Origin of the sequence: Acidovorax sp. sif0632, assembly GCF_019218805.1 — a bacterium.
GTDB classification, from domain to species: Bacteria; Pseudomonadota; Gammaproteobacteria; order Burkholderiales; family Burkholderiaceae_C; genus Acidovorax; species Acidovorax facilis.
Genome location: NZ_JAHUWW010000004.1, coordinates 139,099 through 153,200 on the forward strand (window position 1 = coordinate 139,099; position 14,102 = coordinate 153,200).

At 63.9% G+C, this 14,102-nt stretch carries 12 protein-coding genes; 8 read left to right on the forward strand and 4 right to left on the reverse strand.

What is annotated here, in order from left to right:
- Positions 1 to 30 precede the first annotated feature (30 nt).
- The 3 genes from KW832_RS14320 to KW832_RS14330 all read left to right on the forward strand — a co-directional run bounded on the left by KW832_RS14320 (position 31) and on the right by KW832_RS14330 (position 4,589).
- Positions 31 to 1,884 carry a M48 family metallopeptidase gene (locus tag KW832_RS14320; RefSeq protein ID WP_218300471.1) on the forward strand — a complete coding sequence of 618 codons (1,854 nt, stop codon included), beginning with the start codon at positions 31 to 33 and terminating at the stop codon, positions 1,882 to 1,884.
- A gap of 81 nt (positions 1,885 to 1,965) precedes the next feature.
- Positions 1,966 to 3,240, forward strand: coding sequence for an RsmB/NOP family class I SAM-dependent RNA methyltransferase (locus KW832_RS14325; protein WP_218300472.1), 1,275 nt, complete (start codon positions 1,966 to 1,968; stop codon positions 3,238 to 3,240).
- Positions 3,241 to 3,374: 134 nt separating this feature from the next.
- A complete protein-coding gene (locus KW832_RS14330; protein ID WP_121505663.1) occupies positions 3,375 to 4,589 on the forward strand; it encodes a fatty acid desaturase in 1,215 nt (404 codons plus the stop codon).
- Positions 4,590 to 4,651: 62 nt separating this feature from the next.
- On the opposite strand, the gene KW832_RS14335 is transcribed toward KW832_RS14330, so the two are convergent.
- Entirely contained in the window at positions 4,652 to 5,065 is a 414-nt protein-coding gene (locus KW832_RS14335) for a hypothetical protein (protein WP_218300473.1), read from the reverse strand.
- 235 nt (positions 5,066 to 5,300) lie between these two features.
- Between KW832_RS14335 and KW832_RS14340 the strand changes: the two genes are divergently transcribed.
- A complete protein-coding gene (locus KW832_RS14340) occupies positions 5,301 to 6,806 on the forward strand; it encodes a PLP-dependent aminotransferase family protein (protein WP_121505665.1) in 1,506 nt (501 codons plus the stop codon).
- 84 nt (positions 6,807 to 6,890) lie between these two features.
- Here KW832_RS14340 and rpmG read toward each other — a convergent pair whose 3' ends face one another.
- The 3 genes from rpmG to trxB all read right to left on the reverse strand — a co-directional run bounded on the left by rpmG (position 6,891) and on the right by trxB (position 8,446).
- Positions 6,891 to 7,061 (reverse strand): 50S ribosomal protein L33, encoded by a 171-nt coding sequence (gene rpmG / locus KW832_RS14345; RefSeq protein WP_008904999.1) that lies wholly within the window; start codon positions 7,059 to 7,061, stop codon positions 6,891 to 6,893.
- Positions 7,062 to 7,072: 11 nt separating this feature from the next.
- Positions 7,073 to 7,306, reverse strand: coding sequence for a 50S ribosomal protein L28 (rpmB, locus tag KW832_RS14350; protein WP_007859763.1), 234 nt, complete (start codon positions 7,304 to 7,306; stop codon positions 7,073 to 7,075).
- Positions 7,307 to 7,492: 186 nt separating this feature from the next.
- Positions 7,493 to 8,446, reverse strand: coding sequence for a thioredoxin-disulfide reductase (gene trxB, locus KW832_RS14355; protein ID WP_218300474.1), 954 nt, complete (start codon positions 8,444 to 8,446; stop codon positions 7,493 to 7,495).
- A 191-nt stretch (positions 8,447 to 8,637) separates the two neighbouring features.
- Between trxB and KW832_RS14360 the strand changes: the two genes are divergently transcribed.
- The 4 genes from KW832_RS14360 to KW832_RS14375 all read left to right on the forward strand — a co-directional run bounded on the left by KW832_RS14360 (position 8,638) and on the right by KW832_RS14375 (position 13,838).
- Entirely contained in the window at positions 8,638 to 9,315 is a 678-nt protein-coding gene (locus KW832_RS14360; protein ID WP_121505666.1) for a Crp/Fnr family transcriptional regulator, read from the forward strand.
- A gap of 60 nt (positions 9,316 to 9,375) precedes the next feature.
- Positions 9,376 to 11,712 carry a DNA translocase FtsK gene (locus KW832_RS14365; RefSeq protein ID WP_121420853.1) on the forward strand — a complete coding sequence of 779 codons (2,337 nt, stop codon included), beginning with the start codon at positions 9,376 to 9,378 and terminating at the stop codon, positions 11,710 to 11,712.
- 46 nt (positions 11,713 to 11,758) lie between these two features.
- Entirely contained in the window at positions 11,759 to 12,391 is a 633-nt protein-coding gene (gene lolA / locus KW832_RS14370) for an outer membrane lipoprotein chaperone LolA (protein WP_218300475.1), read from the forward strand.
- Between the two features lie 94 nt (positions 12,392 to 12,485).
- On the forward strand, positions 12,486 to 13,838 hold the full coding sequence (locus KW832_RS14375; RefSeq protein ID WP_121505669.1) for a replication-associated recombination protein A: 1,353 nt from the start codon (positions 12,486 to 12,488) through the stop codon (positions 13,836 to 13,838).
- The last annotated feature ends 264 nt before the right edge of the window (positions 13,839 to 14,102 follow it).

Sequence of the window (14,102 nt, forward strand, 5' to 3'; positions counted from 1 at the left end):
TTGAAAACAACCCAAGAGTGAGGGAAGCCCGTGGATCAGGCAGATTTTGTGCATCTGGTGCGCATGAGCGAGCATGCCAGTGCTGACAACAGCCGCGCATACCGCCGCAGTGTGGCCGTGTTTGCGGCGCTGGGCTATGCCTGGGTGCTGGGGTGCCTGGGACTTGCCGCAGGCATTGTGCTGTGGGTGGTGCCGCAGATGTTGCAGGGGAAGTTTCGCTTTGCCATGGTGTGGCTGCTGCTGGGGGCTGCGGGCCTGCTGTGGGTCAGCCTGCGGGCGCTGTGGGTGCGTTTTGACGCGCCTGAGGGCGTGGAGATCACGGCGCTGGAGGCACCGGAGCTTTTTGAGGCGCTGGAGCGCATCCGCCGCAAGATCAAGGGCCCGCCCATCCACAAGGTCACGCTGAACGACGAGTTCAATGCGAGCATCCAGCAGCTGCCCAAGTACGGCCTGCTGGGTGGCGCCGTTAACCACCTGAGCATCGGGCTGCCTTTGCTGATGGCGTTGGACCGGCCGCGTTTTCTCGCCGTGCTGGCACACGAGTACGGCCACTTGCGCGGCGACCATGGCCGGTTTGCGGCCTGGATCTATCGCACACGCCTGTCGTGGATGCGCCTGAACCACAGTCTGGCCGACGACGAAGGCCCGGTGGCCGCGGCCACGCAGGCGTTCATGCGCTGGTACTTTCCGCGCTTTTCGGCCAAGACGTTTGCGCTGGCCCGCCAGGACGAATACGAGGCCGACCGCATTGCGGGCAAGCTGCTGGGCCGTGATGTGACCGCCGCCGCCCTGGCCGAGATCGAGATCCGGGGCGCAGCGTTGCAGGCAGAGTTCTGGGGCAACCACTGGTGCGGTGCCGCTGGCAATCCGCTGCCGGTGGGGCCTTATCGCAGCATGCGTCGTTTCCTGGCCGAGGCCCCAGATGCCGCTTTTGCCAACGACGCACTGCGCCAGGCGCTCAAGCGCCTGAGCAGTGTGGACGACACCCACCCCGGCTTGCGGGACCGCATCGAAGCGCTGGATGCCACGCCTACACTGCCCGACTGGTCGCGTGGCAATGCCTTGACCCTGCTGGGCGATGAGGCCAAACGGTGGGTCAAACACTTCGACAAACAATGGTGCCGCGACAACGCTACGGAGTGGAAGCAGCACCACGCGTGGCTGGAACGTGTGCGCGCACGCGCCCAGGCGCTGCAGGCTTCCATCGCTCAGAACAGTGCGGCTGAGCTGGTGGAGCTGGCCCGCCTCAAGCGCCATCTGGACCCCCGTGCCGATGTGCGCGCCTTGTATGAGCTGGCGCTGGAGCGCAGCCCCGAGTACGCGCCCGCCCTGTGTGGACTGGTGCCTTGCCTGCCCGAGGACGATCGCGACGGCAAGCTTCTGCTGCTCCACCGGGTGTGGGAAGCGGGCAGCAACGACCGCTACTGGGCCGCGCGCACCGCGCTGGCCGAGCTGGAAACTCCCCGCATGGGCATGGAGCATGATGCGGCGGCCTTCAAACAGTGGCGCAAGCGGCTGGAGCGCGCGCAGGAATCCGAAGAGCGCGCCTGGGAAGAGCTGTCGGGCACCTCCTTCTTCAGCCAGATCACGCGTCACGACCTGAGTCCCTTCGAACTGGCCGAGCTGCAATCGGAACTGGCCCGCTGTGCGCCCCTTGCCCGCTGCTGGCTAGTGCGCAAGAACCTGCGCGAGCATCCGCAGCGCCGTGCGTACCTGATCTTTGTCGAGCTGCCGGGGATGGACGATGAAAGCCGTTACCACCTGTGCCGCGCCCTGGAGCGCAATCTGAGCCTTCCCGGCCCCGCGCTGGCGCTGTGGGCGGGTGAATCGCCCAGCCTGAAGGAGATTCAGCGCTATGCGTTTGATCCGGTCTACACGCGTTGACAAACCGAACGGATCGATGCGGGTCGTTTGAAGGAGCCTTGTGGTTGGCTGTTGATCAGACCAGAGTGGGACAATCGGGGCATGCATCCCAAAGTTCTTCTCGACGCCTGTGCCGAATTGGTCAGGCTCACCCTCACGTTTGAACACCCCGCCGACGCGGTGGTGTCACGATTCTTCCGCGACAACCGGGGCCTGGGCCCCCGCGAGCGGGCCACCCTGGCCGAAACGGTCTACACCGTGCTGCGCAAGAAGCTCCTGTTCGACCACATGGCGCCCTCGGGCTCGGGACCCAAGGAGCGCCGTCTGGCCATCCTGGGGTTTTACGGCCCGCGCGACTTCCTCAAGAGCGCACTGACTGACCAGGAAAAGAACTGGCTGGATCAGTGCGATGCGGTCACGGTCGATGACCTGATGGAGCGCCACCGTCACAACCTGCCCGAATGGCTGGTGAAGCCCCTCAAGGACCAGTTGGGTGACGGCTTCTGGCCGCTGGTGGAAAGCCTGGCGCAGAGCGCCCCGCTGGATTTGCGCGTCAATGCCCTCAAAGACAAGCGTGCCGACGTGCAAAAGGAGCTCGCCAAGGCCGGCATCAAGGCCAGCCCAACGCCGTATTCGCCCTGGGGCCTGCGCATTGACGACAAGCCTGCGCTGACCAAGCTGGATGCGTTCACGCGCGGTGCCATCGAGGTGCAGGATGAAGGCTCGCAGTTGCTGGCCCTGCTGCTTGACGCCAAGCGCGGCGAGATGGTGGTGGATTTTTGCGCAGGTGCAGGTGGCAAGACCCTGGCCATCGGCGCGGGCATGCGCAGCACCGGGCGCCTGTATGCGTTTGATGTCTCGGCGCACCGTCTGGATGCTCTGAAACCGCGCCTAGCCCGCAGCGGCCTGTCGAACGTGCACCCCGCCGCCATTGCCCACGAGCGCGATGACCGCGTCAAGCGGCTGGCGGGCAAGATAGACCGCGTGCTGGTCGATGCTCCGTGCTCGGGCCTGGGGACTCTGCGGCGGAACCCGGACCTCAAATGGCGCCAGTCGCCCAAAGCCATCGAAGAGCTGGTGGCCAAACAGACCGCCATTCTGGACAGCGCAGCGCGCCTGCTCAAGTCCGGCGGCCGTCTGGTGTATGCCACCTGCAGCATCCTGCCGCAGGAAAACGAGGCCATCGCAGAGGCATTCAGCGCATCGCACCCGGACTATGAACTGCTCGACGCGGGCGAACTGCTGGAGCAGCTCAAGGTGGAGGGGGCCAAGGCTCTGTGCAGCGGTGGCGAGTCGGGCAGTGGTTATTTGCGCCTGTGGCCCCATGTGCACCAAACGGATGGGTTCTTTGCCGCAATCTGGTCCAAAAAGGCCTGACTTGGCCCTCTAAAGGCGCTAAATCAGCGTAAATACCATGGATACCCCCGAACCTATTTCGCGGGTACCACTCTAAAATCAGACACCCGGTCCGTTGGCGAACGGGTTCTCTGTAGAAGTAAGGCTTTCTGAATATGCTGTTACCCGATTGGGCTGTACTGAACGCTGCCATTGACTGGCTGGGCCATGGGTTGTGGAACCTGGCCTGGTGGCAGATCATTCTGTACACCCTGGCGACGACCCACATCACCATTGCGGCGGTCACGATTTTCCTGCACCGCGCGCAGGCGCACCGCGCGCTGGACTTACACGCCATCCCTTCGCACTTTTTCCGCTTCTGGCTGTGGATCGGTACGGGCATGGTCACCAAGGAATGGGTCGCTATCCACCGCAAACACCACGCCAAGTGCGAAACCGTGGACGACCCCCACAGCCCCCAGACCCGGGGGCTGGACACCGTGATGTGGCGTGGCGCCGAGCTGTACCGCGCCGAGTCCAAGAACCAGGAGACGATGAAGAAGTTCGGCCACGGCACGCCCGATGACTGGATGGAGCGCAACGTCTACACCCGTTACGGCTGGCAGGGTGTGGGCCTCATGCTGATCCTGAACCTTGCACTGTTCGGCGCTCTGGGCGCCGCAGTGTGGGCGGTGCAGATGCTCTGGATTCCGTTCTGGGCGGCGGGTGTGGTCAACGGTGTGGGCCACTACTGGGGCTACCGCAACTTTGAGGCGCAGGATGCCAGCACCAACCTCTCGCCCTGGGGCATCATCATTGGCGGCGAAGAGCTGCATAACAACCACCACACCTATCCCACGTCGGCCAAGTTCTCGGTCAAGCCGTATGAGTTCGACATCGGCTGGGTCTACATCACCATGATGAAGAAGATTGGCTGGGCCACGGTCAAGAAGGTGCCGCCCAAGCTCCAGTTGGGTGACGTCAAGCCTGTGGCCGATGAAAAGACGCTGGAGGCCCTGATTGCCAACCGCTATGAGGTGATGGCTGGCTATGCACGTGGCGTGCGCCAGGCCTGCAAGGACGAAATCGCAGCGCTCAAGGCACGCAATGCCGATGCCTCGGTGCTCCAGGCCGCCAAGCGCTGGCTGCACCGCGATGCCGAGAAGGTGCCGGCCATCGCATTGCCGCAACTGGCCCAGGCCCGTGCCGCGCACCCCGCGCTCGACAAGATGGTCACCATGCGCGAAGAGCTGCGCCAGCTTTGGCTCAACACCTCGCAATCGCGCGAGCAGCTCACCGCGGACCTGCAAGCCTGGTGCCGCCGCGCGGAAGAAAGCGGTATAGCCGCCCTGCGTGAGTTCTCGCTACGGCTGCGTGCGGCGCAGGCCTGAAGCGGGCCGCGCATTGTCCAAGGCCTTGCCATCTGGCAAGGCCTTTTTCTTTGGTGCAGCGGTTACCGCATTGCGGGCACCTTGCCAAAAGCGCGGTTCTTTGCGGTTTTGTCCCGGCCTGCAAAGGCTGAGCGCAGCAGGTGCCGTACTTGGTGCCAAAGTCCCGGCCTGGGAGTGCCTTCGGTCACCTGGATCTCAGAGCGGCAGTGCAGGGCGTTGCCCACCTGCACCCAGGCGGCCTTGGTGTTCCAGCCCTCGGGCAGATGTTCGCCCGCCCCAAGCCGCATTTGCGGCAGAGTGTGCAACGCGTGCCCGAAGTCTCGTGGAGCAAAGCGAAGTGACACCTCTCCCTGAGTGGTGTGCACTGCGCTGCCGGGCGGCAGGCACAGCCACAGGCTCTGGCCGGGTGTGAGGCCCAAGGTGACTGCGGCCGATGGGGTGGTGGGCGGGATGGTGGTTGGATTGCGCTGTGGCATGGTGCGGGGCTCCTGAAGGAAGGGCTGCTGTGAGGCTGTAGCGTAAAAAAAGCAGCGTTGCCCCGGCAGGTACACGGCGGTGCAGGAACGGGTAGAACAGCGCAGATTACTGGCGTGCTGTTATGGTCCGATCTGTGCGTTCCTGTATCTGTACCCGCAGAGAGGGCTCGGGCACGATGCGCCTCTAGGCTTCTGAGCCTGCGCCACGGCTCGGCAGCAGTACCCCATACCCGCCATGTCACATTCTTCCGATTCGCGGGATGCCCCGCTCTACCGCCAACTGGCAGCTTTGTACGAACAGGCCATAGCCGCTGGCAGCCTGACGCCTGGCATGCGCATGCCGTCGGTGCGGGAGCTGTGCCAGCGGCACCAAGTGAGCCTGACCACCGCGCTGCAGGTGTTGCGGCATCTCGAATCCCTGGGCTGCGTGGAGGCGCGCGAGCGGGTGGGCTACTTTGTGCGGGAGCCGGGCGATGTGGCGTTGCCCCGGGCGCGCGAGCCCGAGTTGCACGAGCCGCTGGCCCACGACCCGCGGGTGTTTGCGGGCATCAACGAGCGCATTTCCGGTTTTCTCGAAAAAGCCCGCCGCGCAGGCCCGCTGCCGCTGGACTTAGGCAGCGCCATGCCCGCGCCAAGCCTGTTTGATGCGGCTGCGCTCAACCGCCTGGCCCATGGCCTGTTGCGCGAGCAACCCGACGTCCTGGTGTACGGCCCGTCCGCGCCCACCACCCACCCCGAATTCCAGCAGGCCATGGCCCGGCATGCGCTCACCTTCGGCGTGTGCGTCGCGCCAGCCGACATTGGCGCAACACTTGGCAACTCCGAAGCGGTGAACCTGGCGCTGGACGCCGTCGCCGAGCCGGGCGACGTGATCGCCGTCGAATCACCCACCTTCTTTGGCATCCTGCAGGCCATCGAGGTGCGCGGGCTGCGCGCGCTGGAGATCCCCTGCAGCCCGCACACCGGCATGTCGCTCGAAGCCCTGGAACTGGCCGCGCGCAACGAACCACGGCTCAAGGGTGTTGTGGTGGTGCCCCACCTGCAGATGCCGCAGGGAAGCGTGATGCCCGATGCGCACAAGGAGCGACTGGTAGCGCTGTGCGTGGAGCATGGCTTAGCCCTCATTGAGGACGACATCTACCGGGAGTTCGTGGAGTCGCCGCACGTGCTGCGGCCCGCCAAGGCCTGGGACCGGCAGGGCGATGCCGGGCAGGTGATCTATTGCGCATCGCTCAGCAAGAGCTTTGCTCCCGGCTTGCGCCAGGGCTGGATGAGCGCGGGGCGCTGGCAGGCCCGTGTGCAGATGATCAAGTTCGCTCGCACGCGCAACATGCAGACGTGGTCGCAGCTGCTGGCGGCGCGCAGTGTGGACTCTCCGGCCTACGAGCGCCACATGCGCCGCATGCGGGCGCAGCTGCGCATCCAGCGAGAACAGGCGGCGAGGGCCGTGGCGCGCTACTTTCCCATGGGCACACGACTGAGCCTGCCGCCGGGTGGCCTGAGCCTGTGGCTGGAGCTGCCGGTCGGCATCTCTTCCACGCGCCTGTACGACGAGGCGCTGCAAAACGGTATCCGTGTGGCCCCGGGCCCCATGTTCTCCAACACCGGGCGGTATGAGCACTTCTTGCGGCTGAGCTGTGGGATGCCGTTCACGGCCGAAGTGGAGGCGGGCTACCGCACGCTGGGCGCCTTGCTGGCTGCGCAGATGGCCGAGTTGCCCGTGCCGCGCAAGGTTGCTTGAGCAAAGAGTCTGGGTGAAAGGTCTGCGCAGCAGGCATAAAAAAACCGCCCTGGACGGGCGGTTTTTTTTGGGGAACGGGCCGAATTACTTCAGCTTCATTTCCTTGTATTCCACATGCTTGCGAGCTTTTGGATCAAATTTCATGATCAGCATTTTCTCGGGCATGGTCTTCTTGTTCTTGGTCGTGGTGTAGAAGTGGCCGGTACCCGCAGTGGATTCCAGCTTGATCTTGTCGCGTCCGCCTTTGCTTGCCATGGTGCTTCTCCTTAAGCCTGACCACGTGCGCGCAGGTCTGCGAGCACCGAGTCGATACCGTTCTTGTCGATCAAACGCAGGGCAGCGCTCGAAACGCGCAGGCGAACCCAGCGATTTTCGGTCTCGACCCAGAAACGGCGGTATTGCAGGTTCGGCAGGAACCGGCGCTTGGTTTTGTTGTTGGCGTGGGAAACGTTGTTCCCGACCATGGGCTTCTTGCCCGTTACGTCGCAGACGCGTGCCATGAGGACACTCCGATACTTTTTAACGGCCGTTCGCTGGGCCCTGGGCTTGTGTGCCCAGGTTGGCTTGCGGCCTCACCTCGCCAGAAAGGGTGGCGGTAACCCGATTGATTTGCCTGTTTCGGAGGACCGCAAAAACGGGCCGAATTCAGCAAAGCCGCAAATTATAGCCTGCTGCCCAGTTTTTCATCAAGACTCTTGTTCCAGGAAGCGCTGGGCGTCCAGTGCCGCCATGCAGCCCGTGCCTGCGCTGGTGATCGCTTGGCGGTACACATGGTCCTGCACATCGCCTGCGGCAAACACGCCGGGCACGCTGGTCTGGGTGGCAAAACCCTTGAGCCCACCCTGGGTGATGATGTAGCCGTTCTCCATCTCCAGCTGACCCTGGAAGATCTCGGTGTTGGGGGCATGGCCAATGGCGATGAAGCAGCCCTGCAGCTTGATGTCTTCCGTGCTGCCGTCCTTGGTGCTCTTGATGCGGATGCCGGTCACGCCCGTGTTGTCGCCCAGCACTTCGTCCAGCGTGTTGAACAGCTTGAGCTCAATCTTGCCGGCGGCGACCTTTTCGTTGAGCTTGTCCACCAGGATGGGCTCGGCCTTGAACTTGTCGCGGCGGTGCACCAGCGTGACCTTGCGGGCGATGTTCGACAGGTACAGCGCTTCCTCCACCGCCGTGTTGCCGCCGCCGACCACGCAGACGTCCTGCTCGCGGTAGAAGAAGCCGTCGCAGGTGGCGCAGCCCGACACGCCTTTGCCCATGAAGGCCTCTTCCGAAGGCAGGCCCAGGTACTTGGCCGATGCGCCAGTGGCCAGGATCAGCGCGTCGCAGGTGTAGGTGCCGCTGTCGCCGGTGAGGGTGAAGGGGCGCTGGCTGAAATCGACCTTGTTGATGTGGTCAAAGATGATCTGGGTCTTGAAGCGCTCCGCGTGCTCCAGAAAGCGCTGCATCAGCTCCGGCCCCTGCACGCCATGCACGTCGGCCGGCCAGTTGTCCACCTCGGTCGTGGTCATCAGCTGGCCACCCTGGGCCATGCCGGTGATGAGCACCGGGTTCAGGTTGGCGCGGGCGGCATAAACCGCTGCGGTGTAGCCCGCAGGGCCAGAGCCAAGGATCAGAACTTTCGCGTGTTGGGTGGTAGACATGGTAAAAGCCTGTGTTTTGCGCCTGCTACATGCGGCGCTGTTGGGGAAGCTGGGGGTTGAACTGGCAAGTATCAACCGTGCACCGCTCACGCGAGCGGTCCCTTTTTCAATCACGGCGATTGTAAGAACCCATTGATACCCCTTGCACAACCCGTGCGGCTCCGGTTGGGTCGCCCTAGAAAGGAGTTTTCATGTCGACGATGTTGTCCAACCTGGACCTGCTGCGCCGGGTGCCCTTGTTTTCGCTGCTCACGGTGGCCCAGGCCGAGGTGATCAGTGGTGCGGTGATCAAGCGCCGCTTCAAGCGTGGCGAGGCGCTGGTGGAGCAAGGGCAAAAATCCAACGCCCTGTTCATCCTGCTCACGGGGCGCGCCCGCGTGATGACATCGGACAGCCGGGGGCGTGAGGTGATTTTGGCCACCCTCGCGCAGGGCGACTACCTCGGCGAGATGAGCATCATCGACAACGAACCCCACTCGGCCACGGTGCGTGCCGAGGTGCAGACCGATGTGCTCATGCTCGGGCGCGCAGAGTTCGCGCGTTGCCTCACAGAGAACGCCTCCATGTCGCTGGTGGTGATGCGGGGGCTGGTCAAGCGCCTGCGCCATGCCGACCGCAAGATTGAGTCACTGGCGTTGCTGGATGTGTATGGGCGTGTGGCCCATGCCCTGCTGGACTTTGCGGTGCCCGACGCTCAAGGCCAGTTGGTGATCAAAGACAAAATCTCCCGGCAGGACCTGGCCAAGATGGTGGGCGCCTCCCGCGAGATGGTCAGCCGCGTGATGAAAGATTTGGAAGAGCGTGGCTTTATCGAGGCATTGCCCAGTGGCGCCACTGTGCTCAAGGACCGATTGAACGCGTTGAGTTAGCAACGCTTCAGCCCGGGTGTCATGCCCGGGGGGCTTGCGGTAAGCTCGCCCGGCACGCTTATGACCTATTCCCTCAATACCCTGAATGCATCGGCTGCGGCGAAGTCGCCGCCGCGTACGGGCGCTGCCCGTTTTGGCCACGAAATTGGCCTGATGGTGGGGCTGCTGGCCCTGGTTTTCTGGTTGCTGGCCCTGCTGAGCTATTCCGCGCAGGATGCCGCATGGTCCACCTCGGGCGCCCGGGGTGGGCGTTTGGTCGCCAACTGGGCGGGCCGGTTTGGTGCGTGGCTGGCCGATGGCAGCTACTTTGCACTGGGTTTTTCGGTGTGGTGGTGTGTGGCGGCCGGTGTGCGGGCCTGGTTGTCGTCGCTGGCGCGGTGGATGCGTGGCGGCGAATCGGCCCCGGGCGCGGTAAGCCCGATGCGCAGGCGGGCCATGTTCTGGGTGGGGCTGGTGGTGCTGATGTGTGCCAGCACTGCGCTGGAGTGGTCGCGCCTGTACCGGTTTGAAGCGTTCCTGCCGGGGCATGCTGGTGGCGTGCTGGGCTACATCACGGGGCCTGCCAGTGTGAAGTGGCTGGGTTTTACAGGCTCGGGCCTGCTGGCGATTGTGCTGGCTGTGCTGGGGGCGGCGCTGGTGTTCCGTTTCTCCTGGGGCCATGTCGCGGAAATTGTGGGAGGGCGCATCGACGCATTGGTGCAGTCGCGCCTGGCCAAGCGCGAAGTGGCCAAGGATGTGGCTGTGGGCCGCAAGGCCGCGCGCGAGCGTGAAGTGGTGGTGCTCGAGGAACGCACCGAGAGCGAGGTGCACCACCCCCAACCGATCCAGATCATCGAACCCGTGCTGGTAGACGTGCCGCAGAGCACCCGCGTGGTGAAGGAGCGCCAGAAGCCGCTGTTCACCGAGATGCCCGACAGCAAGCTGCCACTGGTGGACCTGCTCGATGGCCCGCTGCAGCGCCAGGAAACCGTGGCGCCCGAGACGCTGGAGATGACCAGCCGCCTCATCGAGAAAAAGCTCAAGGACTTTGGCGTGGAAGTGCGCGTGGTGGCGGCCATGCCCGGCCCGGTGATCACGCGCTACGAAATCGAGCCCGCCACGGGTGTGAAGGGCTCGCAGATCGTGGGCCTGGCCAAGGACCTGGCGCGTTCGCTGAGCCTGGTGTCGATCCGCGTGGTGGAAACCATCCCCGGCAAGAACTTCATGGCGCTGGAGCTGCCCAACGCCAAGCGGCAGTCCATCCGCCTGTCCGAAATCCTAGGCTCGCAGGTTTACCACGAGGCCAAGAGCATGCTCACCATGGGCCTGGGCAAGGACATCGTGGGCAACCCGGTGGTGGCGGACCTTGCCAAGATGCCGCACGTGCTGGTGGCGGGTACCACGGGCTCAGGCAAGTCGGTGGGGATCAACGCGATGATCCTCTCGCTCCTGTACAAGGCCGAGGCACGCGATGTGCGCCTCTTGATGATCGACCCCAAGATGCTGGAAATGTCGGTCTACGAAGGTATTCCGCACCTGCTGGCCCCGGTGGTCACCGACATGAAACAGGCGGCGCACGGCCTGAACTGGTGCGTGGCCGAGATGGAGCGGCGCTACAAGCTCATGTCCAAGCTGGGCGTGCGCAACCTCGCGGGCTACAACGTCAAGATTGATGAAGCCAAGGCGCGCGAAGAGTTCATCTACAACCCCTTCAGCCTGACGCCCGAAGAGCCCGAACCGCTGCAGCGCCTGCCGCACATCGTGGTCATCATCGACGAGCTGGCCGACCTGATGATGGTGGTGGGCAAGAAGATCGAAGAGCTGATCGCCCGCCTGGCGCAGAAGGCGCGTGCGGCCGGCATCCACCTGATCCTCGCCACGCAGCGCCCCAGTGTGGATGTGATCACCGGCCTGATCAAGGCCAACATTCCCACCCGCATCGCGTTCTCCGTGGGCTCCAAGATCGACAGCCGCACCATCCTCGACCAGATGGGCGCAGAAGCCCTGCTGGGCATGGGCGACATGCTCTACATGGCCAGCGGCACGGGCCTGCCGATCCGGGTGCATGGCGCCTTTGTGTCGGACGAAGAAGTACACCGTGTCGTCAGTTATCTCAAGGAACAAGGGGAGCCGGACTACATAGAAGGCGTGCTCGAAGGTGGAACTGTGGATGGCGAGGGTGATCTGTCGGGGGAGGGCGGTGGTGGCGAAGGGGGCGAGAAGGACCCCATGTACGACCAGGCCGTCGAAGTGGTGCTCAAGGACCGCAAGGCCAGCATCTCGTACGTGCAGCGCAAGCTGCGCATTGGCTACAACCGCTCGGCGCGGCTGCTGGAAGACATGGAAAAGGCGGGCCTCGTGAGTGGCCTGACCACCAGCGGCCAGCGCGAAGTGCTGGTTCCCGCGCGCAGCGAATGACAAGGGCAGGGCGATGAGCCCAGCCCGTGCCCCACAGGAGTTCCCTTTGAAAAAGACCGTTACTGCAATTTTGATAGCTGCCAGCGCAACGCTGGCAAGCGCTGATGGCTTGAAAAGCCTTGAATCGTTCATGAAGGGCACACAAACGGGCAAGGCGGATTTCACGCAGACCGTGACTTCGCCCCCCAAGGACGGCCAGACCGCGCGCACCAAGACATCGAGCGGCAGTTTTGAATTCCAGCGCCCCGGGCGTTTCAAGTTCGTCTACAAGAAACCCTTCGAGCAGACCATCGTGGCCGATGGCCAGACCCTGTGGCTGTACGACGTGGACCTGAACCAGGTCACCCAGCGTTCGCAGTCACAGGCGCTGGGCAGCACGCCCGCCGCGCTGCTCGCATCGGCCCCCGACCTGTCGGCGCTCAAGGCCGAGTTCACGCTCGAAGCAGCGCCTGAGCAGGATGGCCTGCAGTGGGTGCTGGCCAGCCCCAAGACCAAGGATGGTCAGCTCAAGAGCGTGCGCGTGGGTTTTGCGGGTGAGCAACTGGCGGCCCTCGACATTCTGGACAGCTTTGGCCAGCGCTCCCTGATTCGTTTCAATGGCATGCAGGCCAACGCAGCGCTGCCCGCCAGCACCTTCCAGTTCAAGCCGCCCGCTGGAGCGGATGTGGTGAAACAGTAGGTTGCTGCGAAAAAGATAGCTGCAAGCGCTTATCAGATAAGCGCTAGAGGCCAATTTGGCTTAAAAACCAGCGTGATGTAGACAGGATACGAACATGGCAGCACGCAGTGCCTCCGCAGCACCTTCCCAGGCCCACCCCTCGGCCCACCAGCCCCTGGCCGAGCGCCTGCGGCCCCGCACGCTGGGCGAGGTGATCGGGCAGCAGCATGTGCTGGGCCCGGGCATGCCGCTGCGGCTCGCGTTCGAATCGGGCCGCCCGCACAGCTGCATCCTCTGGGGCCCGCCGGGTGTGGGCAAGACGACCATCGCACGCCTGATGGCCGATGCCTTTGACGCGCAGTTCATCAGCATCAGTGCCGTGCTGGGCGGGGTCAAGGACATCCGCGAAGCGGTCGAACGTGCCGAGGCCGCGCGTGATGGTCTGATGCAGCAGCGCACGATCGTCTTCGTGGATGAAGTGCACCGCTTCAACAAGAGCCAGCAAGATGCCTTCTTGCCGCATGTGGAGAGCGGGTTGTTTACCTTCATTGGTGCAACCACCGAAAACCCGTCGTTCGAGGTGAACTCGGCGCTGCTATCCCGCGCCGCCGTGTACGTGCTGCAGCCGCTGTCCGAACAGGATTTGAAGCAAATAGTGGCTCTGGCGCAGGCGGAGAAAGCGCTACCAGCTATCGAAGATGTAGCAATTGACCGCCTGGTGGCCTACGCCGATGGCGATGCCCGCAGATTGCTCAACACACTCGAAACCCTGGCCATGGCGGCCACGCAGGAAAAGCTGTCCGAGATCACCGACGCCTGGCTGCTCAAGGTGCTGGGCGAGCGCATGCGCCGCTATGACAAGGGCGGCGAGCAGTTCTACGACACCATCAGCGCGTTGCACAAGTCGGTGCGCGGCTCCGACCCCGACGCTGCGCTGTACTGGCTGGTGCGCATGCTCGACGGCGGTGCCGACCCGCGCTACATGGCGCGCCGCCTGGTGCGCATGGCCAGCGAGGACATCGGCCTGGCCGACCCGCGTGCGCTGCGCCTCGCGCTGGACGCGACCGAGGTGTACGAGCGCCTGGGCAGCCCCGAGGGTGAGCTGGCCCTGGCCGAATGTGTGGTGTACCTGGCCGTGGCGCCCAAGTCCAACGCGGTCTACAAGGCCTACAACGCAGCCCGCGCCTGGGTGAAGCAGGACGGCACCCGCCCCGTGCCCATGCACCTGCGCAACGCACCAACACAGCTCATGAAACAGCTCGACTACGGCAAGGGCTACCGCTACGCGCACGACGAAGAGGGCGGCTTCGCCGCAGGCGAAAACTACCTGCCCGAGGGCATGCCGGAGCCCGGTTTTTACGCGCCGGTGGAGCGCGGGCTCGAAATCAAGATTGCACAGAAATTGCGTGAGCTGCGTGCGCGCAATGTTTCAGCCGATCTGGAGGATGGGCCGGACGAAAAGTCCTGAACCTCTGCCCATGGGAGGCGCACCCCGCGTCATGCTGATTTGGCATGAAGCTGGTAATAAGTTTGCACATCAATTTTCCTGCTTGCATCATGTGAGCTTATGGATTGCGTTGCACGCTGATGTGGCGCCAACCCGAGGGAAAACCCCGCCCGGCTTGGTGGGGGCCGCTTGTGACTACTCGCTACAATCCCGTCCACAAACCCGCACAGCTGCACTTCTGGCGGGTTTTTTGCTAGATGGCAGTCGGGCCCACAAGGCTGTACC